The organism is Microvirga makkahensis (assembly GCF_009830105.1).
In the GTDB taxonomy this organism is placed as follows: Bacteria; Pseudomonadota; Alphaproteobacteria; order Rhizobiales; family Beijerinckiaceae; genus Microvirga; species Microvirga makkahensis.
On sequence record NZ_WURB01000006.1, the window covers coordinates 175,820 to 199,186 of the forward strand.

General features: G+C 66.0%; 20 protein-coding genes. 10 read left to right on the plus strand and 10 right to left on the minus strand.

Going from position 1 to position 23,367, the window contains the following annotated elements; genetic code table 11:
- Positions 1-36 precede the first annotated feature (36 nt).
- From GR328_RS11015 to GR328_RS11035, 5 genes are all read left to right on the plus strand, one after another.
- Positions 37-1,065 (plus strand): trans-3-hydroxy-L-proline dehydratase, encoded by a 1,029-nt coding sequence (locus GR328_RS11015; protein ID WP_160884573.1) that lies wholly within the window; start codon positions 37-39, stop codon positions 1,063-1,065.
- 51 nt (positions 1,066-1,116) lie between these two features.
- Complete coding sequence (locus GR328_RS11020) at positions 1,117-2,136, plus strand: Ldh family oxidoreductase (RefSeq protein WP_160884574.1); 1,020 nt, start codon at positions 1,117-1,119, stop codon at positions 2,134-2,136.
- 11 nt (positions 2,137-2,147) lie between these two features.
- Positions 2,148-3,890 (plus strand): cis-3-hydroxy-L-proline dehydratase, encoded by a 1,743-nt coding sequence (gene lhpI, locus GR328_RS11025; RefSeq protein ID WP_160884575.1) that lies wholly within the window; start codon positions 2,148-2,150, stop codon positions 3,888-3,890.
- A gap of 122 nt (positions 3,891-4,012) precedes the next feature.
- Complete coding sequence (locus GR328_RS11030; protein WP_160884576.1) at positions 4,013-4,537, plus strand: PAS domain-containing protein; 525 nt, start codon at positions 4,013-4,015, stop codon at positions 4,535-4,537.
- A complete protein-coding gene (locus tag GR328_RS11035; RefSeq protein ID WP_160884577.1) occupies positions 4,515-5,888 on the plus strand; it encodes a methyl-accepting chemotaxis protein in 1,374 nt (457 codons plus the stop codon). The genes GR328_RS11030 and GR328_RS11035 overlap by 23 nt, the downstream gene beginning before the upstream one ends.
- 111 nt (positions 5,889-5,999) lie before the next feature.
- Here the strand turns inward: GR328_RS11035 and gyrB are convergent, their stop codons facing one another.
- The 10 genes from gyrB to mutM form a co-directional block, all read right to left on the minus strand.
- Complete coding sequence (gene gyrB, locus GR328_RS11040; RefSeq protein WP_160884578.1) at positions 6,000-8,426, minus strand: DNA topoisomerase (ATP-hydrolyzing) subunit B; 2,427 nt, start codon at positions 8,424-8,426, stop codon at positions 6,000-6,002.
- A gap of 418 nt (positions 8,427-8,844) precedes the next feature.
- Complete coding sequence (locus GR328_RS11045; RefSeq protein ID WP_160884579.1) at positions 8,845-9,459, minus strand: LysE family translocator; 615 nt, start codon at positions 9,457-9,459, stop codon at positions 8,845-8,847.
- Between the two features lie 65 nt (positions 9,460-9,524).
- Positions 9,525-10,685 (minus strand): DNA replication/repair protein RecF, encoded by a 1,161-nt coding sequence (gene recF / locus GR328_RS11050; protein ID WP_160884580.1) that lies wholly within the window; start codon positions 10,683-10,685, stop codon positions 9,525-9,527.
- Between the two features lie 235 nt (positions 10,686-10,920).
- Positions 10,921-12,039 (minus strand): DNA polymerase III subunit beta, encoded by a 1,119-nt coding sequence (gene dnaN, locus GR328_RS11055; RefSeq protein ID WP_160884581.1) that lies wholly within the window; start codon positions 12,037-12,039, stop codon positions 10,921-10,923.
- Between the two features lie 143 nt (positions 12,040-12,182).
- Complete coding sequence (gene dnaA / locus GR328_RS11060) at positions 12,183-13,634, minus strand: chromosomal replication initiator protein DnaA (RefSeq protein ID WP_160884654.1); 1,452 nt, start codon at positions 13,632-13,634, stop codon at positions 12,183-12,185.
- Between the two features lie 1,076 nt (positions 13,635-14,710).
- A complete protein-coding gene (rpsT, locus tag GR328_RS11065; RefSeq protein ID WP_160884582.1) occupies positions 14,711-14,977 on the minus strand; it encodes a 30S ribosomal protein S20 in 267 nt (88 codons plus the stop codon).
- 199 nt (positions 14,978-15,176) lie between these two features.
- Entirely contained in the window at positions 15,177-15,938 is a 762-nt protein-coding gene (locus GR328_RS11070; RefSeq protein WP_160884655.1) for a TSUP family transporter, read from the minus strand.
- A 39-nt stretch (positions 15,939-15,977) separates the two neighbouring features.
- Positions 15,978-16,751, minus strand: a complete 774-nt coding sequence (locus GR328_RS11075) for an enoyl-CoA hydratase (protein WP_160884583.1) — start codon at positions 16,749-16,751, stop codon at positions 15,978-15,980.
- 182 nt (positions 16,752-16,933) lie between these two features.
- Positions 16,934-17,731, minus strand: coding sequence for a DUF2189 domain-containing protein (locus GR328_RS11080; protein ID WP_160884584.1), 798 nt, complete (start codon positions 17,729-17,731; stop codon positions 16,934-16,936).
- Positions 17,732-17,872: 141 nt separating this feature from the next.
- Positions 17,873-18,769, minus strand: a complete 897-nt coding sequence (gene mutM, locus GR328_RS11085; RefSeq protein ID WP_160884585.1) for a bifunctional DNA-formamidopyrimidine glycosylase/DNA-(apurinic or apyrimidinic site) lyase — start codon at positions 18,767-18,769, stop codon at positions 17,873-17,875.
- Between the two features lie 98 nt (positions 18,770-18,867).
- Here mutM and ubiE point away from each other — a divergent pair, with 98 nt between their 5' ends.
- From ubiE to GR328_RS11110, 5 genes are read left to right on the plus strand one after another with little or no spacing between them, the layout of a single operon-like run.
- A complete protein-coding gene (ubiE, locus tag GR328_RS11090) occupies positions 18,868-19,617 on the plus strand; it encodes a bifunctional demethylmenaquinone methyltransferase/2-methoxy-6-polyprenyl-1,4-benzoquinol methylase UbiE (RefSeq protein ID WP_160884586.1) in 750 nt (249 codons plus the stop codon).
- A 2-nt stretch (positions 19,618-19,619) separates the two neighbouring features.
- Positions 19,620-21,194, plus strand: a complete 1,575-nt coding sequence (gene ubiB, locus GR328_RS11095) for a 2-polyprenylphenol 6-hydroxylase (RefSeq protein ID WP_160884587.1) — start codon at positions 19,620-19,622, stop codon at positions 21,192-21,194.
- A complete protein-coding gene (coaBC, locus tag GR328_RS11100) occupies positions 21,191-22,405 on the plus strand; it encodes a bifunctional phosphopantothenoylcysteine decarboxylase/phosphopantothenate--cysteine ligase CoaBC (protein ID WP_160884588.1) in 1,215 nt (404 codons plus the stop codon). Before ubiB ends, coaBC begins: the two co-directional genes overlap by 4 nt.
- Entirely contained in the window at positions 22,402-22,857 is a 456-nt protein-coding gene (gene dut, locus GR328_RS11105; RefSeq protein ID WP_160884589.1) for a dUTP diphosphatase, read from the plus strand. Before coaBC ends, dut begins: the two co-directional genes overlap by 4 nt.
- Before the next feature lie 10 nt (positions 22,858-22,867).
- Positions 22,868-23,317 (plus strand): RrF2 family transcriptional regulator, encoded by a 450-nt coding sequence (locus tag GR328_RS11110; protein WP_160884590.1) that lies wholly within the window; start codon positions 22,868-22,870, stop codon positions 23,315-23,317.
- The last annotated feature ends 50 nt before the right edge of the window (positions 23,318-23,367 follow it).

Here is a 23,367-nt window from a genome sequence, read left to right on the forward strand (position 1 = left end):
AATCCATCGTAGGACAGCCCTGATCCGGAGAGCATCATGCGCACGTCGAAAGTCGTTCATGTCGTCAGCTGCCACGCGGAAGGGGAGGTCGGCGACGTGATCGTCGGCGGCGTCGCGCCGCCTCCGGGCGACACGGTCTGGGACCAGTCACGGTTCATCGCCCAGGACGAGACCCTGCGCAACTTCGTGCTGAACGAGCCGCGCGGCGGCGTCTTCCGGCACGTGAACCTTCTCGTGCCGCCGAAGAACCCGAAGGCGCAGATGGGCTGGATCATCATGGAGCCCGCCGACACCCCGCCCATGTCGGGCTCCAACTCCATCTGCGTGTCCACCGTGCTGCTCGACACCGGCATCATTCCGATGCAGGAGCCGATCACCCGCATGGTTCTCGAGCCGCCGGGCGGTCTCATCGAGGTCGAGGCCGAATGCCGGAACGGAAAGGCCGAACGGATCCGGGTCCGGAACGTCCCCTCCTTTGCCGACAGGCTCGATGCGAAGCTGGAAGTCGAGGGCGTGGGCACGCTGACCGTGGACACGGCCTATGGCGGCGACAGCTTCGTGATCGCGGACGCGCAGGCGCTCGGTTTTGCGATCCGTCCCGACGAGGCGAAGGATCTGGCGGAGATCGGCGTGAAGATCACCCGGGCGGCCAACGAGCAGATCGGGTTCCGGCATCCCGAACTTCCGGGCTGGGACCACATCTCCTTCTGCCAGATCGCCGCGCCGCTCGTCGAGCGCGACCGCGTCATGCACGGCGCCAACGCCGTCGTGGTGCGCCCCGGCAAGATCGACCGCTCGCCGACCGGAACAGGCTGCTCGGCCCGCATGGCGGTGCTTCACGCACGCGGCATCCTGAAGGTCGGCGACGGCTTCGTGGGCCGCTCGATTATCGATTCGGAGTTCATCTGCCGCATCGAGGACGAGGTGACGGTGGGGGGCAGGCCCGGCATCATTCCGATGATCTCCGGGCGCGCCTGGATCACGGGCACCCATCAGCACATGCTCGATCCCGAGGATCCCTGGCCGGCCGGCTACCGATTGTCGGATACCTGGCCGCAGATCTAGAGCTGACGAAGCCGATTCCCGAATGCATCGCACACGAACGGACCTGGATGAATGAGTGAAGAAGTCACCCTCCCGCTGGACGAGGTCCGGCGCATCAGCATCGATGTTCTGAAAGCCGGCGGCCTCTCCGGCGACCATGCGCAGGCCATCGCGAGCGTCGTCTATGCGGGCCAGCGCGACGAGTGCCACTCCCACGGCCTGTACCGGCTCCTCGGCTGCGTGCGCTCGGTGAAGGAGGGCAAGGTCGATCCGGACGCGGTGCCGGAGGTGGTGGATCACGCGCCCGCCATCGTGCGCGTCGACGCCCGCTTCGGCTTCTCTCCGCTCGCCTTCGAGCGCGGCAGGCCGCTGCTCGTCGAGAAGGCGCGCAGGACCGGTCTCGCCGCCATGGCCATCAACAACTGCTTCCACTTTTCCGCCCTCTGGCCTGAGGTGGAGGCGATCGCCGCCGATGGACTCGTGGCGCTCGCCATGACGCCGAGCCACAGCTGGGTCGCGCCCGCGGGCGGCACGAAGCCCGTGTTCGGCACCAATCCGATCGCCTTCGCCTGGCCCCGTCCCGACGGACCGCCCTTCGTCTTCGATTTCGCCACCAGCGCCATCGCGCGCGGCGAGATCGAGCTGCACCGGCGCGCGGGCAAGCCCATTCCCGCCGGCTGGGCCATCGACGGCGAGGGACATCCCACCACCGATCCGGCGGCGGCGCTCGCGGGCGCCATGCTCACCTTCGGCGGCCACAAGGGTTCGGCGCTGTCCGCGATGATCGAGCTGATGGCGGGTCCCCTGATCGGTGACATGACGAGCGCGGAATCCATGGCCTTCGACGAGGGCGTCGGCGCCGCCCCCTGCCATGGCGAGCTGATCCTCGCCTTCGATCCCACGGTGTTCCTCGGCGCCGACGCCGCGCGGCACGTGGCTCGCGCGGAGACGATGTTCGAGTCGATCGTGGGCCAGGGCGCACGCCTGCCGTCCCAGCGCCGCTACGAGGCGCGCGAGCGCAGCATGGCCAACGGCGTGCGCATTCCCAAGGCGCTCTACGACGACCTGCAGGCTCTCCTGCCGCGCCCATGAAAGGACATGTCATGAGCGAAGCCGTTTTCTCGGGCATCGCCTTCGTTCATGGCAAGGCCACGGGCGAAATCATCGCCAGCGACGTGGAGCTGAGCTTCTGGGGCGGAGTCGATCCGGCGACCGGCGAGGTGATCGACCGGCACCACCCCCTGAGCGGCCGCATCCTCACGGGCAGAATCCTCGCCATTCCGGGCGGACGCGGCTCCTGCTCGGGCAGCGGCGTGATCCTCGAACTGCTCCTCAACGGCAAGGGCCCGGCGGCTATGATCGTGGAGCGCGCGGACGACATCCTGACGCTGGGCGTCGTGATCGCCGAGGAGGTCTTCGGAAAAGTCATTCCCGTCGTCGTGCTCGATCCGAAGGATTTCCGCCGGGTGACGGCGGCCCGCTACGCCCGCGTCGACGGCGATCGCGTCCTGTGCGGCGAGGCGCCCGAAGGCCTGAGCCCGAGAGAGGACGGCCGCCACCCTCCCAAGCCGATCGCGTCCCGCTTGGCGCTGACCGAGGCCGACCGGGCCCTCCTGAACGGCGCGCGCGGCAAGGCCGCGCAGGTGGCGATGAAGGTCGTTCTGCGCATGGCGGAACTGCAGGGCGCCGACCGGCTGATCGACGTGACCCAGGCCCATATCGACGGCTGCGTCTATACGGGTCCCGGCTCCCTCAGATTCGCGCAGCAGCTGCGGGACTGGGGCGGGACGGTCGCCGTGCCGACGACGCTCAATTCCATTTCGGTCGATCATCGCCGCTGGCGTACGCAGGGCATCGATCCCGTATTCGGAGAGCCCGCGAGCCAGCTCGGCGACGCCTATGTGGACATGGGCGCAAAACCGACCTTCACCTGCGCGCCCTATCTCCTCGACAGCGCTCCCCGAAAAGGCGAGCAGATCGTCTGGGCGGAATCGAACGCCGTCGTCTATGCCAACAGCGTGCTCGGCGCGCGGACGATGAAATACCCCGATTACCTCGACATCTGCATCGCGATCACGGGCCGCGCGCCCTTGGCCGGCTGCCACATCGAGAGCAGCCGTCGCGCCGCTCTGCGCGTCAACCTGCCGAGGCTCGAAAACCTCGACGATTCCTTCTATCCGCTGCTGGGCTACCATGTGGGCCTTCTGGCCGCGAACCGGATTCCCGTCATTGCGGGGCTGGAGCGGGCTTTTCCCTCGCAGGACGACTTGAAGGCCTTCGGCGCGGCCTTCGCCACCACGTCGAGCGCGCCGATGTTCCACATCCTCGGCGTGACGCCCGAGGCGGCGACGCTGAACGATGCCACCGGCGGAGCGGATGTTCCGGCCATCGACATCAGTCTCGAGAGCCTGGCCCGGAGCTGGGACGAGCTCAACAACGCGCAGGATCCCTCCGTCGATCTCGTGTCGCTCGGGAATCCGCATTTCTCCTTGAACGAATGCGAGACGCTGGCCGATCTGTGCCGGGGCCGCACGAAGCATGAGAACGTGACGGTGATCGTCACCTGCGGCCGGGCCACCCACGACAAGGCGCGAGGGACAGGGGTTCTGCGGGAACTCGAACGCTTTGGCGTTCAGCTCGTCACCGATACCTGCTGGTGCATGATCATCGAGCCGGTGATTCCGCGGGCGGCCGCGACGATCATGACCAATTCGGGCAAATACGCCCATTACGGTCCCGGTCTCACGGGGCGGCGCTTCCACTTCGGGAGCCTCGCGGCCTGCGTCGAGGCCGCCTGCACCGGCGCCGCAGGCGGGCCGCGTCCTTCCTGGCTGCAGGTGGGCTGAGCGGAAAGGTTTCGAGGGCAGCCCCAGCCCAGCCTCAGTTCAGCCTCGCGCAAGCTCGCTTTGTCACAAGCGGGCTCGATGAGCCATGCCGAGCGGGTTTCGGCCCCTCCTCGAAACAGCAGATGACAAAAGCCATTATCCCCACTCAACGCGAGATCTTCTTCGATCCCGATTCCCTCATCGTCTCGAAGACCGACCTGAAAGGCCGGCTGACCTACACGAACAGGGCGTTCTGCGAGATAGCCGGCTACACGGAGATCGAGCTTCTGGGGCAGCCGCACAGCCTGATCCGCCATCCGGACATGCCGCGCGCGGTCTTCAAGCTCCTGTGGGATGCGATCCAGGACGGCCGCGAGGTCTTCGCCTATGTGAAGAACATCGCGCGCAACGGCGACCATTACTGGGTGTTCGCCCATGTGACGCCCTCCTACGACCGCAATCTGCAGGTCTGCGGCTTTCACTCCAACCGGCGCGTGCCGAAGCGGGACGTGGTGGAGAGGATCATCACGCCTTTCTACGCCGAACTCAGCCGCATCGAGTCCTCCTTCCGCAATGCCAAGGAGGGGCTCGCGGCATCCCATGGGCATCTCATGAAAACCGCCACCGCGAACAAGGCCAGCTATGATGAATTTGTCTTCTCTCTCTAAGGCAAGCATCGGTTTTGCCGTGGCGGCCATCGCGGTGACCGGGCAGGCTGTCGCCTCCCTCGTCAGCGGCTCGATGCCGTCGGTCGCCGTGCTCGTCGCGGATGCCGGCTTCATCTTCGGCGCATTGATGCTGCTGCGCTCCTATCGCGCGATCGCGACGGCCACCGACATCATCGACCGCATCGGCCACGGCGATTTCGAGGCGCGGATCATCGGCAGCCGGGAAGGCGGGGCGCTCGGCAGGCTCCATGGCACGATCAACGATGCGACGGACCGGGTCGACGCCTATATCCGCGAATCCTCGGCGGCCATGAACGCCATCCGCAACAATCAATATTTCCGGCGCATCCTGCCGGACGGGTTTCATGGGGCGCTGCTCCAGGGTGCAACCATCATCAGCGAGGCCTCGCACGTGATCGAGAGGCGCCTGGCGGCCTTCAACCACTCGACGGCGGAGTTCGAGCAGGCGATCAATACGATCGTCCAGGCGCTCTCCGATTCCTCGCGGAACATGAGCACCATGGCGACAGCGCTCCAGGAGGGCGCCACCCTCACCGACAACCGCACCGCCCTCGTCGCGGCGACCGCGGCCGAGATGGCGGCGAACGTGCAGACCGTCGCGGCGGCCGTGACGCAGCTCGCCGCGTCCGCGCAGGAGATCGGCACGGAGGCCGATCATTCCGCCACGCGCGCCCGCCAAGCGGCGGAGGAGGCCCGGTCCACCGCTGACATCGTCAACAGCCTGAACAATGCGGTGGAGCGGATCAGCACTGTGGTAGGCCTCATCACCAGCATCGCGGAGCAGACCAACCTTCTGGCCCTGAACGCCACCATCGAGGCTGCCCGCGCGGGCGAGGCCGGGCGCGGTTTCGCCGTCGTGGCGCAGGAGGTCAAGGCGCTCGCCACCCAGACCGCCAAGGCGACGGAAGAGATCACTCACGAAATCGCGGAACTGCGTTCCGCCTCCACCTCGGCCGTGTCCGCCGTGGCCGAGATCTCCACCATCGTGGCGGATATCGACCTGGCCACCTCGCGCATCGCCCAGAGCATTGCCGGCCAGACTGCCGCCACCGCCGAGATCGCGCGCAGCGTCGAGCAGACCTCGGTGGGAACGCAGGGGGTGACGGAGAACATCCAGAGCGTGAGCCAGAACACGGCGGAGACCAAGCATCTGGCGGGTTCCGTGCTCGACACCTCGCGGCAGCTCGCCATCCAGGGCGATCACCTGGCTGACGAGGTGCGGACGTTCCTGGTAGCGCTGCGCCGCGGTCCCATGGACCGCCGGCAGAACGAGCTCGGCACGGATACGCAGGAAGAGAGCCGGACGCGCGCGCTTCCGCGCGCGGCCTGACGGCGTCTCGCAAACGAAAGGCCCGCCCTCCGAAGGAAGGCGGGCCTTTTCCAAAAGTCCGCGCCGGGACCGGGGCCGGGCCCCCGAGAGGGCATTCTCCGGAGCGGTCCCTTACACGTCGAGATTGGCCACCGAGAGGGCATTCTCCTGAATGAATTCGCGGCGGGGCTCCACCACGTCGCCCATGAGCTTCACGAACAGATCGTCCGCGTCCGTGGTGTCCTTCACCTTCACCTGCAGGAGCGAGCGCACGTCGCGGTCGAGGGTGGTCTCCCAGAGCTGCTGGGCGGTCATCTCGCCGAGGCCCTTGTAGCGCTGGAGCTGCAGGCCCTTGCGGCCGGAGGCGATGACGGCGTTGAAGAGCGAGAGTGGTCCGTCGATCTGCATCTCGTCGTTCTTGCGCGCCAGCTTCGCGGGCTTGGCATAGACGTCCTGCAGGGACTTGGCGCGTTCGTCGAGCTTCTTCGCCTCCTGGCTGGCGATCAGGGCCTGGTCGAGAACGGCCGTCTGCGTCACGCCGCGCACGGTGCGCGAGAAGACGTAGCCGCCCTCGCTCACCTCACCCGTCCAGCCGCGCTCGAGCTCTTCCGAAATCGCATCGAGGCGGGTTGCGATGTAGGCGGCGGCCGCGGGACCGCGCTCGGGATCCTCCACCACGTCCGGGCGCAGCGCGCCCGCGATGGCCGCCTGCTCGACGACCTTGCGATTGTAGCGCGTATGCAGGTTGTTCAAGACCTGGCGCACGAGGCGCGCCTCGTCGATCAGGCTCTTGAGCTGGCCGCCCTGGAACTCCACGCCGGTCTCGAGCTTGAGCGAGGCGCTCTCGATGCCCGCGTCGATGAGGAAGTCCTCCAGCGCGCGCTCGTCCTTGAGGTAGATCGCCTGCTTGCCGCGGGTCGCCTTGTAGAGCGGCGGCTGCGCGATGTAGAGGTGCCCGCGCTCGATCAGCTCCGGCATCTGGCGGAAGAAGAACGTGAGCAGCAGCGTGCGGATATGCGAGCCGTCCACGTCCGCGTCCGTCATGATGATGATGCGGTGGTAGCGCAGCTTGTCGAGGTTGAACTCCTCGCGGCCGATGCCGGTGCCGAGCGCGGTGATCAGCGTGCCGATCTCCTGGGACGACAGCATCTTGTCGAAGCGGGCGCGCTCCACGTTGAGGATCTTGCCGCGCAGGGGGAGAACTGCCTGAAAGGAGCGGTCCCGGCCCTGCTTGGCCGAACCGCCCGCCGAGTCGCCCTCCACGAGGATGAGCTCGCATTTCGACGGATCGCGCTCCTGGCAATCGGCGAGCTTGCCGGGCAGCGACGCGATGTCGAGCGCCCCTTTGCGGCGCGTGAGCTCGCGCGCCTTGCGGGCGGCCTCGCGCGCGGCGGCGGCTTCCACCACCTTGCCGACGAGGGTGCGGGCCTCCTGCGGATGCTCCTCGAGCCAGTTGTTGAGCGCCTCGTTCACCACGTTCTCGACCGCGGGGCGCACTTCGGAGGAAACGAGCTTGTCCTTGGTCTGGGAGGAGAACTTCGGATCGGGCACCTTCACGGATACGACGGCGGTCAGGCCCTCGCGGCAATCGTCGCCGGTCAGCGAGACCTTTTCCTTCTTCGTCATGCCGGAGGATTCCGCATAGCCGTTCACCTGCCGCGTGAGCGCCGCGCGGAAGCCCGCCAGATGCGTACCGCCATCCCGCTGCGGGATGTTGTTGGTGAAGCACAATACGTTCTCGTGGTAGCTGTCGTTCCACCACAGCGCCACTTCCACGCCGATGCCGTCCCTCTCGGAGCGGATCATCACGGGCTGCTGGATCAGCGGGGTCTTCGCACGGTCGAGATAGCGCACGAAGGCTTCCACGCCGCCCTCGTACATCAGCTCCTCGCGCTTGTGCTCCGCGTGGCGCTTGTCGGTGAGGACGATACGCACCCCCGAGTTCAGGAACGCCAGCTCGCGCAGGCGATGCTCGAGGGTGGAATAGTCGAACTCCACCATGGTGAAGGTTTCAGGCGAAGGCAGGAAGGTCACTTCCGTGCCGCGCTTGTCCGGTGCATCGCCGACGACGGCGAGCGGAGCCACGGCATCGCCGTGGCGGAACTCCATGAAATGTTCCTTGCCGTTGCGGTAGATGCGAAGCCTCAGCCAGGTCGAGAGCGCATTCACCACGGACACGCCCACGCCGTGCAGGCCGCCGGAAACCTTGTAGGAGTTCTGGTCGAACTTACCGCCCGCGTGCAGCTGGGTCATGATGACCTCGGCCGCCGAGACGCCTTCGCCCGCGTGGATGTCGGTGGGGATGCCGCGGCCGTTGTCGGTGACGGTCACCGAGCCGTCGGCATTGAGCGTGACGGTGACTTCCGTTGCGTGACCGGCCAGAGCCTCGTCGATGGCGTTGTCCACGACCTCGTAGACCATGTGGTGGAGGCCCGAGCCGTCATCGGTATCGCCGATATACATGCCCGGCCGCTTGCGCACCGCATCAAGGCCCTTGAGCACCTTGATCGATTCCGCGCCGTAAGCGTCGGCATTCACGTTGATAGCAGGTTCGGCCATATGGGATCCTTGCGAGGCGCGGCGGAAAGGATAAGGCGCGCGCCAGGGTTTTGATTCGTCAGATCAGATATTTAGTGACGATTGGTTGAAATTTCACCCCCGCGCGCATACGCGCGCGTGGTTCGGGGCGGAAAAATCCACGGAAAAGTGCCGTTTCAGGGTCTTCGAGGGGCGGTTCTTTGTCTCAGGAGGCGGCGGAGGCTCCTCAGGGCGAGAAGGCCGAAAACGAGCGCCGACGCTCCCCGGATCGGGCCTGCCGCTTCCGTCGTCACACCTGCTTCCGTATCGTAACAGCGGCCAAGCGCGTTGAAACAGTCCCGCCAGCGCCAGTAACGCTCATGAAAGGCGCAGGCACAGGCAAGGCAAGAGCACGACCAGAGCACGACCGGAGCAGAAAGCGGGCGATTGCCGGCACCGGTCAGCGGGCCGCCACGGCTGCCGCCGCACCGGCCATGACCATTCCCGTGAAGCGGTTGAGAACGCGGATGGCGCCGGGACTGGTGAAGAGCCGACGGGCGCGGCTTGCAAGCGCGATATAGCCGCCGAACACCACCGCCAGAACGGCCAGGGTGGCGAGGGCGAGTTCCGCATAGCCCAATACCGTGATCCGTGTGAGATCGAGGAACGTGGGCAGAAGCGCCAGGTAGAACACCATGGTCTTCGGATTGCCCAGGCTGAGCGCCAGCCCGCCCAGCAGAAGCCTGGCCGGATGCTCGGCCCTCTTCTCGGCTTCGACCTCCCGCGTCGTGGCGGGGGCCGTCCAGAGCTTGTACGCGAGATAGAGCAGATAGGCAGCACCGGCGTATTTGATCGCTAGGAAAACCTCGTGAAAGGTCTGGGCCAGGGCGGCAAGACCCAGGACCGCGAAGGTGAGCCACACCACGTCGCCCACCGCGATCCCGATGCTGAACGATAGGGCTTCCTTCGGGCCGCGCCCGAGCACCCGCGCCACGATGGCGGCGATCCCGGGCCCTGGAGAGGCGGCGGCGATGAAGAGAGCGGACGAGAACAGGATCAGACCTGCGGGTTCCATGGCGATCACCGGCTCATGAAATGGTGTTGCGGATTGCTCATAGGCCGGAACAGCCTTCCACGCCATCAGAAAGTTGTGATGTGTTCGATCACACCGGGGGAGACCTGGAGCACATCCGCCCGGCCTCCGAGCTCGGTGAAGAGGCTCGGATCCGCGCCTGTCATCCAGACCTGTCCACCCAGCTTCTCCAGCGCCGCAAAGAGGCCCGCGCGGCGACGCGGATCGAGATGGGCCGCCACCTCGTCCAGGAGCACGAAAGGGGCAATGCCGCTCATGCTGGCGACCAGCTGCGCATGGGCGAGCACGAGGCCGATCAGGAGCGCCTTCTGCTCCCCGGTGGACGCGGTATTGGCCGCAATGCCCTTGGGACCATGGCGCACGAGCAGGTCGGATGCCTGTGGCCCCACGAGGGTGCGTCCGGCAGCACGGTCGCGGGCGCGGTTGTCGCGCAGGATCGCACGGTAGCGATCCTCCGCATCGACGGCGGGAAGCGTCGAGACCAGCATGTCGATCTCGCCCTCGAGGCCCATTGTGGCGAAGGGGAAGGGGGAGTTCTCCTCCCGCGTTTCCAGGATCAGGGCGGCAAGCCTCTCCACGGTCTCGCGCCGGGCCGCCGCCACCGCAATGGCGAGTTCCGCCACTTCGCGTTCCAGGGCATCGAGCCAGAGCCGGTCGTCGGGGGTCTCCTCCAGCACGCGGTTGCGGGAGCGCAGGGCGCGCTCCAGCGCATTCACGCGGGTGCCGTGCTCCGCATCCACCGCGAGCACCAAGCGGTCGAGGAAGCGGCGGCGGTCGCCGGCGGGCCCACGAAACAGCGCATCGAGGTCGGGCGTGAGCCAAACGACCCGCAGGAACTCGGCAAAGGCCGTCGGCGAGGAGGCCGCCATGCCGTCGATGCGGCAGAGGCGCGAGGCGCGGCCGGCTTCGCCTTGCGGTTCAAGCCCCGTGCCGAGCCGATGCTCGCCGTAAGGAGCATCGAGGGTGATGGAAACCGCGAACGAGCCCGGACCATCCTGGCGCGCCATATCGCCGAGCTCCGCGCGGCGCAGGCCCCGCCCGGGCATGAAGAGAGAGATCGCCTCGAGCACGTTGGTCTTGCCGGCCCCGTTCTCGCCCACGAGCGCCACGAGCTGGCGTGACACGGGAAGGTCCAGGTTCGCATAGGTGCGGAAATCCTGGAGAATCAGGCGGACGATTCGGGAAGCGGCGACGGGAGAGAAGGACATGCGCTCCCTTCTTTCAGGAGCGGACGCGAAAGATCAAGCGCTGGCACGGTCAACGCGCGTTTCTCATGATTGCGAGTCCTTCATCGTTGCGGCCGGGGCAAGCCCGGCCGCAACGATGCGAGAAGCGTAGTGCCTCAAGCGAGCGCCGTCACCGCCCAAGGCCGGGGGCGACGTGGAGTTTAGTCTGGAGACGATGCCGGATCGGTCGAGGCTGCCCGGGATGATGTTGTGACACCTACACGCGCATCGGCATCAGAACGTAGAGCGCGGCTGCGCCCTCGCGGTCTTGGATGACGGTGGGCGAGCCGGGATCGGCGAGCTTGAACAGGGCGGTGTCGCCGTCGAGCTGGGCCGTGATATCGAGAAGGTAGCGGGCATTGAAGCCGATATCGATCGGAGCGGCGTCGTAATCGACTTCGATCTCTTCCGTCGCGCTGCCGGAATCCGGGTTGTTGACGGTCAGCGTCAGGCGTCCGTCGGCGAGCGCCAGCTTCACGGCACGGCCACGTTCCGAGGAGATCGTCGAGACGCGGTCGACCGCCTTGGCGAAGTCGCCGCGCTCGACCACGAGGATCTTGTCGTTGCCGGCCGGAATGACGCGCTGGTAGTCGGGGAAGGTGCCGTCGATCAGCTTGGAGGTCAGCACCACACCGTCGAAGGTCAGGCGGACCTTCGCGGAGGAGAGCTCCACGGAGATGTTCTCCGAACCGTCCTCGACGAGCTTGACGATCTCGGCCACGGCCTTCCGGGGGACGATCACGCCGGGCATGCCTTCCGATCCGGCGGGGGCAGGGAGCTCCACGCGGGCGAGGCGATGGCCGTCGGTAGCGACCGCACGCATCATGAGCGCGCCGCCCACATCCAGCGTGTGGAGATAGATGCCGTTGAGGTAATAGCGGGTCTCTTCCGTCGAGATCGCGAACTGCGTCTTCTCGATCAGGCGCTTCAGATCGCTGGCCGCCAAGGTGAAACGGTGCGGGAGGTCGCCGGCGGCGAGATCCGGAAAGTCGCTTTCCGGCAAGGCCTGAAGCATGAAGCGCGAGCGGCCCGAGCGGATCTGCATCTGGCCCATATCCGCCGTCATCTCCAGCGACACCTGCGCACCCTCGGGCAGCTTTCGCACGATATCGTAGATCATGTAGGCGGGCACCGTGGTCGAGCCTGCCTCCGTGATCTCGGCGGGGATCGTCTCCGTCACCTCGATATCCAGGTCGGTCGCGCGCAGACGTAAAGCGCCGTCCTCGGCGCGCAGCAGCACGTTCGACAGGATCGGGATGGTGTTGCGGCGCTCGACGACGCGGTGCACGTGCCCCAGCGCCTTCAAAAGAGCGGCGCGCTCAACAGTAACTCTCATAAGGCGACACCTATTGTCGGTGAAATTCTTGGCCTGCCGCCGGCGCGACAAGCGGGGCGGCAAGATTGGCGTTTGTTTTCGGAGAAAGCAAGGCCACCGGCATCCGGCGGGGGCTCAACCGGGGCGTTTGCGGCCCCGGCGCCTTATTCCTGCAGCATCCGCTTGAGGAGTTCGACTTCGTCCGAGAGCGCATGGTCCTCGCCCAGAGCCTTCTCGATCTTGCGAACCGCATGGAGCACGGTGGTGTGATCGCGCCCGCCGAAGCGGCGGCCGATCTCCGGCAGCGAACGTAATGTCAGCACCTTAGACAGGTACATGGCGATCTGCCGCGGGCGCACCACGGCGGCGGTGCGGCGTTCCGAGAGGATATCCGAGCGTGAGACGTTGTAGCGCGAGGCCACGAGCTTCTGGATATCCTCGATCTTGACGCGCTTCGGCTCCCGGTTGCGCACGAGGTCGCGGATCGCGATCTCGGCGGTTTCGAGGGTGATGGCCGAGCCGGTGAGCGTGGCGTGCGCCAGGAGGCGGTTCACCGCGCCTTCGAGATCGCGGCCGTTGGCCGTAATCGAGCGGGCCACGTAAGCAATGACGTTGGGGCCGACCTCGAAAGTGGGATGGATGCTCTTCAGCGCCTCGATGCGGGTGGTGAGGATGGAGGTGCGAAGGGCCTCGTCCAGCGCGGTGACCTCGACCACCAAGCCGCCTGCGAGGCGGGAGCGGACGCGCTCGTCCAGATTCTCGAGATCCGCCGGCGGGCGGTCGGCGGCGATCACGATCTGGCGGCCCGCATCGATGAGGGCATTGAGCGTATGGCCGAATTCCTGCTGGATCTGCTTTCCCTGAATGAACTGCACATCGTCGATGATGAGCAGGTCGATCCCGCGCAGGCGCTCCTTGAAGGCGAGCGACGTCTGCGCCTTCAGGGAGGCGACGAAGCCATACATGAAGCGGTCGGCGGTGAGATAGATGACTCGGCGGCCTTGCGTACGCATCTCATGGCCAATGGCGTGAAGCAGATGAGTCTTGCCGAGGCCCACGCCCGCATGAAGATAAAGCGGGTTGTAGATCACTTGGCCGTTTGGCGCATGGGCCACCCGGTCGGCGGCTGCGTGTGCCAGCGCATTGGAACGACCGACGATGAAGCTTTCGAAGGTCAGGCGCGGGTCGAGCGGCGCGCCGCCGAGATCGGAATTCTCGGTCCGCTCTTCGTGGGGGAGCGCGAGCGACGGCACCTTGGGCTCGCTGGCCTGGGCGGTCATCGGCATGGGGGCCGGTGTGCTCGGACGGGACATGTCGCTCGTGCGGCGCTGGGGGAGCGATTCGCGGCCAAGGGAGTTGCGCACGCCGATTACCACGCGCTCCACGTCCTTGGCTTCTGAGCGGTAAACTGACAGCACACGGTCGACGTAATGCGATTCGATCCAGCTTTTCAGGAAGCGAGTGGGCACCGTCAGGTAGGCGCAGCCTTCTACCACCGAATCCAGTTCGAGGCGGCCGAACCAGCTGGCAAAAATGTCCTCGCCGAGCTCGGCGCGCAGGCGGCGCTTCACCCGCGCCCAGACATCCGCTGCCGTTTGCTCGCCTGAAGTCTCCATGCCGCTCTCGTCGGCAGCGGCAAAGGTGCGATGGTCCTCGCTGCGATACATCAAATTCCCTCCACGAGGCTTCGCCGGACTTGGCTGAAACCCCCACGCATGACCCGTTCTGAACAGATACCAGCCCTGATTCACAGGTTGTTCAGAACGTGGTGCCCCCAATTGTACTAAAGATTAGCAAGCTGCTTTTAAGTCAAGGCGATCTGAAAACGTCGCCTCTTGTGCATCTCTTCAAGCTCAACCAAGTCTACTCCTGGGTAAGGGATGTGTTTTCGTTTGCTTCTTGTGAAACTGAAACAAAGCCCTAACCCCGTGGTTGTGTTCTATAGCTCGGGACTTGAGTGGATGACTTAACGGCAAGCCGTTGAAGCAAGTTGACCTTATACAGGCTGGGAGAGGGTCCGCAACATCGTCGAGTCAACAGGCGGTAGGCCATGATCCCCAAAACGGCCCACAGACCCGTCCACAGGTTTTGGGGTGCGGCGATAAAGTCCTGACTCTTCAACTGATTCACAGTGTCGCCCCGGCTCGTTTCGGCGTGTGAAAAAAGCTTGTTCCGCAACCTTGATTCAGCGTCGATTCGGAGTGACTCGGTGTGTGATTCCGATGCTTTGCGAACCTTTGCCTGCTAAGCTATTGAGCGATCTTGGCATTTCATGTGCAATTTGAATCCACGCCACGCGTGTTCTCACCCCGTCTTTCGATCTCAAAGTCAAGCTCTTGTGTGGATAAAACGACGGCAGGAAAACGGCTTCCCAGTCGACGCCCTTTGCCGTCTGACCGCCACGGCAGGCAGGCCGTTTTTCAGAAGCTCGGGCCAGGGCATTTAGCGGGGCGCGCCTGCGGGCGGGATAGCTGCGCCTCCCTGTCACGGAGGAGTTCGGCGTTCCTTTCTCCGTGGGGGTGTCTGCTCCGCCTTCCTCTGTGCCGATCCCTCCTGCCGTACCCTCAAAGGCTGGCCGAAGGTGAAGGCAGAGGCCTGGGTTTGGGATTTGCGGCATCGATGAAGGATTCGGGGCAACAAAAAACCCGGCCGCCGGGCCGGGTTTGATGATCGTCGTAACGTCTGAAGCGATTTAGGCGCTCAGAGCCTTGATCCGGCTCGTCAGGCGCGACACTTTCCGGGAGGCGGTGTTCTTGTGCACGATGCCCTTCTGGGCGGCGCGCATCACTTCCGGCTCTGCGGCGCGCAGGGCGGCGAAGGCCTCGGTCTGGTTGCCGGAGGCAATCGCCTCTTCGACCTTGCGGATGAACGTCCGCATGCGGCTGCGGCGCGACTTGTTGATCGCGGTGCGCTTCGCAATCTTGCGGGTCATCTTCTTGGCGGACACGGTGTTGGCCATGGCCAATCCTCGTTTGTTAAAGTCCGACGCGACAAGCCCGGCTTGGAGCCCCGTCAGCGACCGGTTGATGAATGGAAACCGAAGAGCCCGCGGGACGCGCGGGCTCGTGTGGGGCGGCTTATAGACGCGATCCTCGGGAAGGTCAATGTCCGTAGGCCTTTGCGCGTCAAAAAAGCGCCTCGGGGCTCTTGAGGATCCCTTACGGCAGCATGTTCCGCCAGGGATTGGCAGGATCGAGGAGAAGCCTCAGCGCCATGGCCGCCGAGACCAGCACCAGCAGCGGGCGGATGAGCCGCGCTCCCAGCCGCATGGCGAGCCGCGAGCCCACCTGCGCCCCGAGAAACGAGGCCCCGGCCATCACCAGCCCCACGGGCCAGACCACGGCTCCGGTGGCCGCATAGAGAAGAAGACTGCCCAGGTTGCTCGCAAGGTTCAGGAGCTTGGTATGGGCGGTGGCCCGCACCACCCCGTAGCCGAGGAGAGTCACGAAGGCCAGCATGTAGAAGGAGCCCGCGCCCGGCCCGAAGATGCCGTCGTAGAAACCCACGGCCACCGGGGCCGTGACACCGAAGGTGAGCGCCGTCATCCGGGCCTGGGCATCCTCGTCCTTCACCTTTCGCGACAGGGCGAAATAGAGGGCGATGGCGATCAGCAGCACCGGGATCAGGGTCTGGAGCACGGATTGCGGCAGGAAGCGTACGCAGAGCGCGCCGGCGACCCCGCTGACGAAGGCCACTGCGGTGAAGACCCAGGCCCTACGCCACTCGATCATGCCCCGCCGCCCGAAGGTGTAGGTGGCGGAAGCGGCGGCAAAGGCGCCCTGCACCTTGTTGGTGGCGATGGCGCTCGCCGGGCTCATGCCCGCGAGCAGGAGGGCCGGTACGGTGAGAAGCCCGCCGCCGCCTGCAATGGAATCTACGAAGCCTGCAAAAAAAGAGATCGCGGCCAGCGCCGCGATCATGTCGAAACCGATATCGGGCAAGATGACTGTCTTTTGAGGTTACTGGTCTTTGAACTCGGCCGCGCGCTTCTCGACGAAGGCTGCCATGCCTTCCTTCTGGTCGGCGGTGGCGAACATGGCATGGAACACGCGCCGCTCAAAGCGGATGCCCTCGGAGAGGGACACCTCGTCGGCGCGGTTGATGGTTTCCTTCGTCATCATGGCGATCGGCAGCGACATGGAGGCGATGGTCTGAGCCGTCCTCATGGTCTCGGGAATGAGATCCGCCAGAGGCACCACGCGGGCAACGAGGCCCGAGCGCTCGGCCTCCTCGGCTCCCATCATGCGGCCCGTCAGGCACATCTCCATGGCCTTGGCCTTGCCGATGAGGCGGGTGAGACGCTGCGTTCCTCCCATGCCCGGCATGACGCCGAGCTTGATCTCGGGCTGGCCGAACTTGGCGTTGTCCGCGGCGATGATGAAGTCGCACATCATGGCAAACTCGCAGCCGCCGCCGAGGGCGAAGCCCGCCACCGCCGCGATCATCGGCTTGCGACGACCCGCCACCCTCTCCCAGCCGGAGAACTGGTTGTCGAGATAGATCTGCGGATAGGTCAGCGACGCCATCTCCTTGATGTCGGCGCCGGCGGCGAAGGCTTTCTCGGACCCGGTGATCACAATGCAGCCGATCTGCGGATCGGCCTCGAAGGCGTCGAGCGCCTGGTTCACCTCGTTCAGGAGGGCCGAGTTGAGGGCGTTGAGAGCCTGGGGCCGGTTGAGGGTGATGAGACCCACCTTGCCGCGCGTCTCGACGATGATCGTTTCATAGGCCATGGCCGCCACCTCCATTGTTCTTCCTCCCTGGGTTACGGGAGGTGGCGGGGCTCGGCAAGATCAAACTGCTGCTGCACGTCGCCGTCGCTCACACTTCTCCCGCGTGATCACCGGCCCTGTGCCGGTGATCACGATCCGTGGAACGTCGCGCCTTCTCTCATCGGGATGGCGAGAAGCGGGGCTCACTCCACCACCTTCCGGTAAAGGTGCCAAGTCGCATGGCCCAGGATGGGCAGCACCACGGCAAGCCCGATGAAGAGCGGGATGAAGCCGATCACGAGCATCCCGGCGACGATGAGCGCCCAGACGAGCATGGGACCGGGATTGGCAGCCACGGCCCTGAAGGAGGTGAGGATCGCCGGGATCGCGCCCACGTCCCGATCGAGCAGGAGCGGGAACGAGATCACGCTCAGGCAGAACACGATGGCGCTGAAAATGAAACCGAGAGCGTTGCCGGCGACGATGAGGATCCAGCCGTTCCGGGTGGTGAAGACCTCCTGGAGGAAGGTGCCCATGGATTGCGGCGCCTGCCAGCCGAACAGCGACTGGTAGAGCGCCTGCGCCGTCAGCAGCCAAGTGATGAAGATCACCATCAGCAGAACGCCGAGCGCAGCGATGGAGCCGATGGAGTGCGAGCGGAAGACGTTGGAGACGCTGCTCACGGACACGTCCTGCCCGCGCTCCCGCTCGCGGCTGATCTCGTAGAGCCCGACGGCCGCGAGCGGCCCCACCAGGGCAAAGCCCGACATGAGGGGGAAGAGGAGGGGCAGCATGTTGTTGCCGAAGGCGAGCCCTGCGAAGAAAATGCCGAGGATCGGGTACATCAGGCAGATGAAGAAGATATGGGTCGGGGCGGCCCAGAAATCGGCGATGCCCCGTCTCAGGGCATCCATGAGATCGGAGGTGCCGATCCTGCGGATCGTGAGGCCCTCCGAAACCGGGCCTCTCTGGACGTGGGAAAGGGCATCGAGCTTGGCCATGGCGGTTCCTCCTGAACCTTCCGTTCAAGCGGTCGCGAGCCTGTCATGCAGAAGATGCCGACGGGAAGGTCGCAACCTGCAGTCGGAAGACTTCACGCTTTTTCGGGCTTTTTCAGGGAGATCCGGGCGCGCCCGATCACGTTACCGAGCGCGGGGCGGCTTCTGGCAGACCGGACAAAAGAAGGTGGAGCGGCCGGATTGCACGAGGCGCGCGACCGTGCCGGTGCATTCCGGCGTCACGCAGGGCTCGCCCTCCCGGGCGTAGACGCGGAAGGAGTGCTGGAAGTAACCGAGCGAGCCGTCCACCTGCGCATGGTCGCGCAGGGTGGAGCCGCCCGCCAGGACGGCTTCCGAGAGAACGTCGCGGATCACCTGCGCGAGCCGGTGAGCATCTTCCGTCGGCTTGCCGGACTTGGTGGCGAGCGAGCCGGCCGGGGACTCGGGATGAAGGCCGGTGCGGAACAGGGCCTCGCAGACGTAGATGTTGCCGAGTCCGGCGATGAGGCGCTGGTCGAGGAGGGCGGCTTTCAGGGGCGTGCGCCGTCCCGCGAAAAGAGTGGCGATGGCCTCGCCCGAGAGTTCGTTGCCGAGGGGCTCGATGCCCATGCCCGCGAAATGCCTGGAGGTTGCGATCTCGGGCCGGGGGAGGAGGTCCATGAAGCCGAAGCGGCGGGCATCGTTGTAGGTGACGCTGATCCCGTTCGACAGCTCGAAGGTCACGTGATCGTGGGCGCCAACGCCCCCGTGCTCGTGGTGGAACTCACCCGGCATCCGGGTCTCTCCCCCTTTCGTGACCAGGAAGCGGCCGGACATGCCGAGATGCATGATCAGCACCTCACCCGATGAGAGGTCCGCCAGCAGATACTTGGCCCGGCGGCCCAGAGCCCTAACCTCCTGTCCCTCCAGGCGCTCCGTGAACCGGTCGGGGAACGGAAAGCGCAGGTCCGGGCGGCGCTGCACCACCCTGGTGAAGCGGGCGCCCACCATCGCGGGTTCCAGGCCCCGGCGCACGGTTTCGACTTCAGGCAGCTCGGGCATCAACCATCTCTTCGGTTCCTGGGTCTCCTTACATAGCCATCGGGCCGCGCTTCCGCTATGGATCGCGTTCAGGATGCCAGAGAAGGTTATCGAGGATCATGACAGACGAGAACACCCATTTCGGGTTTCAGTCCGTGCCCCTGGGCGAGAAGCAGGACCGCGTGAACGAGGTCTTCCGTTCGGTGGCGAGCCGCTACGACCTCATGAACGATCTCATGTCCGCGGGCCTTCACCGCCTCTGGAAGGACGCCCTCGTATCCACCCTTCGCCCGCCCCGCGACCGGACCTTCCGCCATCTGGACGTGGCCGGCGGCACTGGGGACGTGGCCTTCCGCATTCTGGATGCGGGCGGTCCGCAGACCCATGTGACCGTGCTCGACATCAACGGCGAGATGCTCAAGGTGGGCGCCGAGCGCGCCGGCCATCGCTATGACGGCCGCATCGACTTCGTCGAGGCCAACGCGGAGGAGCTGCCGCTCGAATCCAACACGTACGACGCCTACACCATCGCCTTCGGCATCCGGAACGTGCCGCGCATCGACGCGGCCCTGCGCGAGGCGCATCGCGTGCTCAGGCCCGGCGGGCGTTTCCTGTGCCTCGAGTTTTCCAAGGTGGACGTGCCGGTGCTCGACAGGATCTACGACGCCTATTCCTTCAACGTCATCCCCCGCATGGGCCGGATGGTGACGGGGGACGCGGAATCCTATCAGTACCTCGTCGAATCCATTCGCCGCTTCCCGCCGCCGGCCGCGTTCGCGCGCATGATCGAGGAGGCAGGGTTCAGGCGCGTCACCTATCGCCAGCTCACCGCAGGCGTGGTCGCCCTCCATTCCGGCTGGAAGATATAAGCGTGATCGGCAGCATCGTTCATCTCGCGCGAAATCTGCGCGCCGGCTTCGTTCTCGCCCGGGAAGGCGCCCTCGGCCTGTTCGATCCGAGCACCCTGCCGCCATCCGCGCGCCTCGCCCTGAGGCTGGCCCGCGTGATCGAGCGTCCGCAGGCGGAGGATGGCGCGGCGCGCCTCTCCAAGGCGCTGACGAGGCTCGGACCTTCCTACGTGAAGTTCGGCCAGTTTCTCGCGACCCGCCCCGACATCGTCGGCGTGGCGGCGGCGCGCGATCTCGAGCGCCTGCAGGACCGGATGCCTCCGTTCCCGCGCGCCCAGGCCGTGGCCGTGATCGAGGCCGCGCTCGGGCGGCCCATCGGCGATCTCTTCCTCGAGTTCAGCGAGCCCCTGGCGGCAGCCTCCATTGCGCAGGTGCACAAGGCGCGTATCCGCACCCCGGAGGGCGAGGAGACTGTCGCCGTGAAGGTGGTGCGCCCCGGCGTGCGCGAGGGCTTCGCCCGCGATCTTCAGGCCATGCGCGCGGCGGCCCGCCTCTTCGAGCGCATGGTGCCCGATGCGCGCCGTCTGAAGCCCATGGAGGTGGTGGAGACGCTCGCCCGCTCCGTTTCCGTCGAGATGGATCTGCGGCTCGAAGCCGCCGCCGTCTCCGAGCTTGCCGAGAACACCAAGGAGGATCCGGATTTCCGCGTGCCGAAGCCGGAATGGGATCTCACGGCCCGCGACGTGCTCACCACGACCTGGATCGACGGCATCCGTCTCAACGACATCGAGGGCATCGAGCGCGCGGGCTTCGACCGCGAGGCGCTCGCGCGCACGGTGATCCAATCCTTTCTGCGCCATGCCATCCGCGACGGCTATTTTCACGCGGACATGCACCCCGGCAACCTGTTCGTGGATGTTCAAGGCCGTCTCGTCGCTGTCGATTTCGGAATCATGGGCCGCCTCGGCATGAAGGAGCGGCGCTTCCTCGCCGAGATCCTTCTGGGCTTCATCCGCCGCGATTACCTGCGCGTGGCGCAGGTGCATTTCGAGGCGGGCTATGTGCCGCCGCACCATTCGGTCGAGGATTTCGCCCAGGCGATCCGCGCCATCGGCGAGCCGATTCACGACCGGCGCGCGGACGAGATCTCGATGGCGAAGCTCCTGACGCTGCTCTTCGAGATCACGGCCCTGTTCGACATGGCGACGCGCACCGAACTCGTGATGTTGCAGAAGACCATGGTCGTGGTGGAAGGCGTCGCACGCACCCTCGACCCGAAACTCGACATGTGGACCACGTCCGAGCCGGTGGTGCGCGATTGGATCGAGCGCAATCTCGGGCCTCTGGGCCGCGTGGAGCAGGCGGGCCGCGGCCTGTGGACGCTCGCGGGAGTCATCGGCGATCTGCCGGAACTTGCCCTTCGCGCCGAGCGCGTTCTCAGCCAGATGGAGGCGGTGACCGCCCGGGGCGTCTCCCTCGACCAGGTGAGCGTCGCCGCCATCGGGCGCGCGGAAGCGCGCGGCAACCGCTGGGGCGTGGCGGCCTTGTGGATCATCGCCGTCTCGCTGATGATCATGCTGCTGAGAGGTTTCGCATGACGGCGCTTTCCGGCAAACGCATTCTCCTCGTCATCGGGGGCGGGATCGCGGCCTACAAGTCCCTCGATCTGATCCGGCGCCTGCGCGAGCGCGGCGCATCCGTGCGCTGCATTCTTACCCAGGGGGCGCAGCACTTCATCACGCCGATGGCGGCCTCCGCCCTTTCGGGGCAGCGCACGCACACCGATCTTTTCGACCGCGAGGACGAGGCCGATATCGGCCACATCAAGCTGGCGCGCGACGCGGATCTCGTGGTGGTCGCGCCCGCCACCGCCAATCTCATGGCGAAGATGGCCGGCGGCCATGCCGACGAGCTGGCCTCCACCGTGCTGCTCGCCACCACGCTGCCCATTCTGATCGCGCCCGCCATGAACGTGCGCATGTGGCTGCATCCGGCAACCCGGCGCAACCTGACGACCCTGCAGGAAGACGGCGTTCATGTGGTCGGGCCGAACGAGGGCGCGATGGCGGAGGCCGAAGTGGGCCCCGGCCGCATGGCCGAGCCGCTGGAGATCGCCGCTGCGGTCGAGCGTCTGCTGGCTCCCTCGGGGCCGCTTGCGGGCAAGCATGTGATCGTGACCTCGGGTCCGACGCACGAGCCGATCGATCCGGTGCGCTACATCGCCAACCGCTCCTCGGGCAGGCAGGGCCATGCGATCGCGAAAGCCGCGAGCGAGGCGGGCGCGCGCGTCACGCTGATTTCCGGCCCTGTCGACCTGCCCGATCCGCGAGGCGTCACCACCGTCCATGTGGAGAGCGCACGCGAAATGCTGGAAGCGGTCGAGAGGGCGCTGCCCGCCGATATCGGCATTTTCGCCGCCGCCGTCGCCGATTGGCGCGTGGCCGACGCGGGTGGGCAGAAGATCAAGAAGAAGGAGGGCACCCTGCCGAATCTATCGCTTGCTGAAAACCCCGACATTCTCGCGACCGTTTCGCATCTTCCGCAGAACCGTCCCGCGCTGATGGTGGGCTTTGCCGCCGAGACGGAGAACGTGATCGAGCACGCCAGACAGAAGCTCGCGAAGAAGGGGTGCGATCTCATCGTCGCGAATGACGTTTCACCCGCCACGGGCGTGATGGGCGGCGAGAGCAATACGGTGCATCTCGTGACCCGGTCGGGCATCGAGACCTGGCCGACGCTCTCGAAGACGGAGGTCGCCGAGAGGCTCGTCGCCCATGTGGGCGCGCTGATCGGAGGCACGGAACCATGACGCATGTGCTGCGCGTGCTGCGCCTGGCCCACGGCGCGGACCTGTCCCTGCCGCGCTACGAGACGGCGGGCGCGGCGGGCATGGACCTGAGCGCCGCCAACCCGGCCGATGCGCCGGTGGTGCTGGCGCCCATGGAGCGCAGGCTCGTTCCCACCGGTCTCATGATCGAGCTGGAGCAGGGCTTCGAGGCGCAGGTGCGCCCGCGTTCGGGCCTGGCTCTCAGGCACGGCGTGACGGTTCTCAATGCGCCCGGCACCATCGATGCGGATTATCGCGGCGAGGTGCAGGTGCTGCTCGTCAATCTGGGGACAGAGCCCTTCGCCGTCACGCGCGGCATGCGCATCGCGCAGATGATCGTTGCGCCGGTCACCACGGTGGAGGTGGTGGAGGTCGCCGCCGTCAATCATACGCCACGGGCCGCAGGCGGGTTCGGATCGACGGGTTTGAACTGAAAGGCACGCGATGAACTTTCTCTCTCGCCGTTCCCTGCTCGCGATCGCGGCCGTCGCCGACATTGCGCTCCATGCGCGCCCCATGCCGGTCTCGGCGAAGGCGCTCGCCGCCCGTCACAACCTGCCGCCGCGCTACTTGGAGCCGGTGTTGCAGGCCCTGGTGCGGCAGGGAATCCTGAAAGGCGTGCGCGGTCCCCGCGGCGGGTACGAGCTCGCCCGCGAGCGGCGGCGCATCACGGCGGGCGACATCGTGCGCATCGCCATGGCGGCGCAGGAGGACGAAGGCAATTCGCCGGTTCCGGAATCGCGTCTGGCGGAAGCCGTGGTGGCTCCCCTCGTCATGAAGGGAACGGAAGCCTTTCTCGCTGAACTCGACAAGGTGACGGTGGAGGATCTGTGCAATCGGGCTCAGGCCGAAGCGGTCGGCGAACCGGTCACGTCGGTCGATTTTACGATATAGTTTGTAATTTAAGGCAATTATCGACACTTGCTGCGAGAAAGACTAGAATC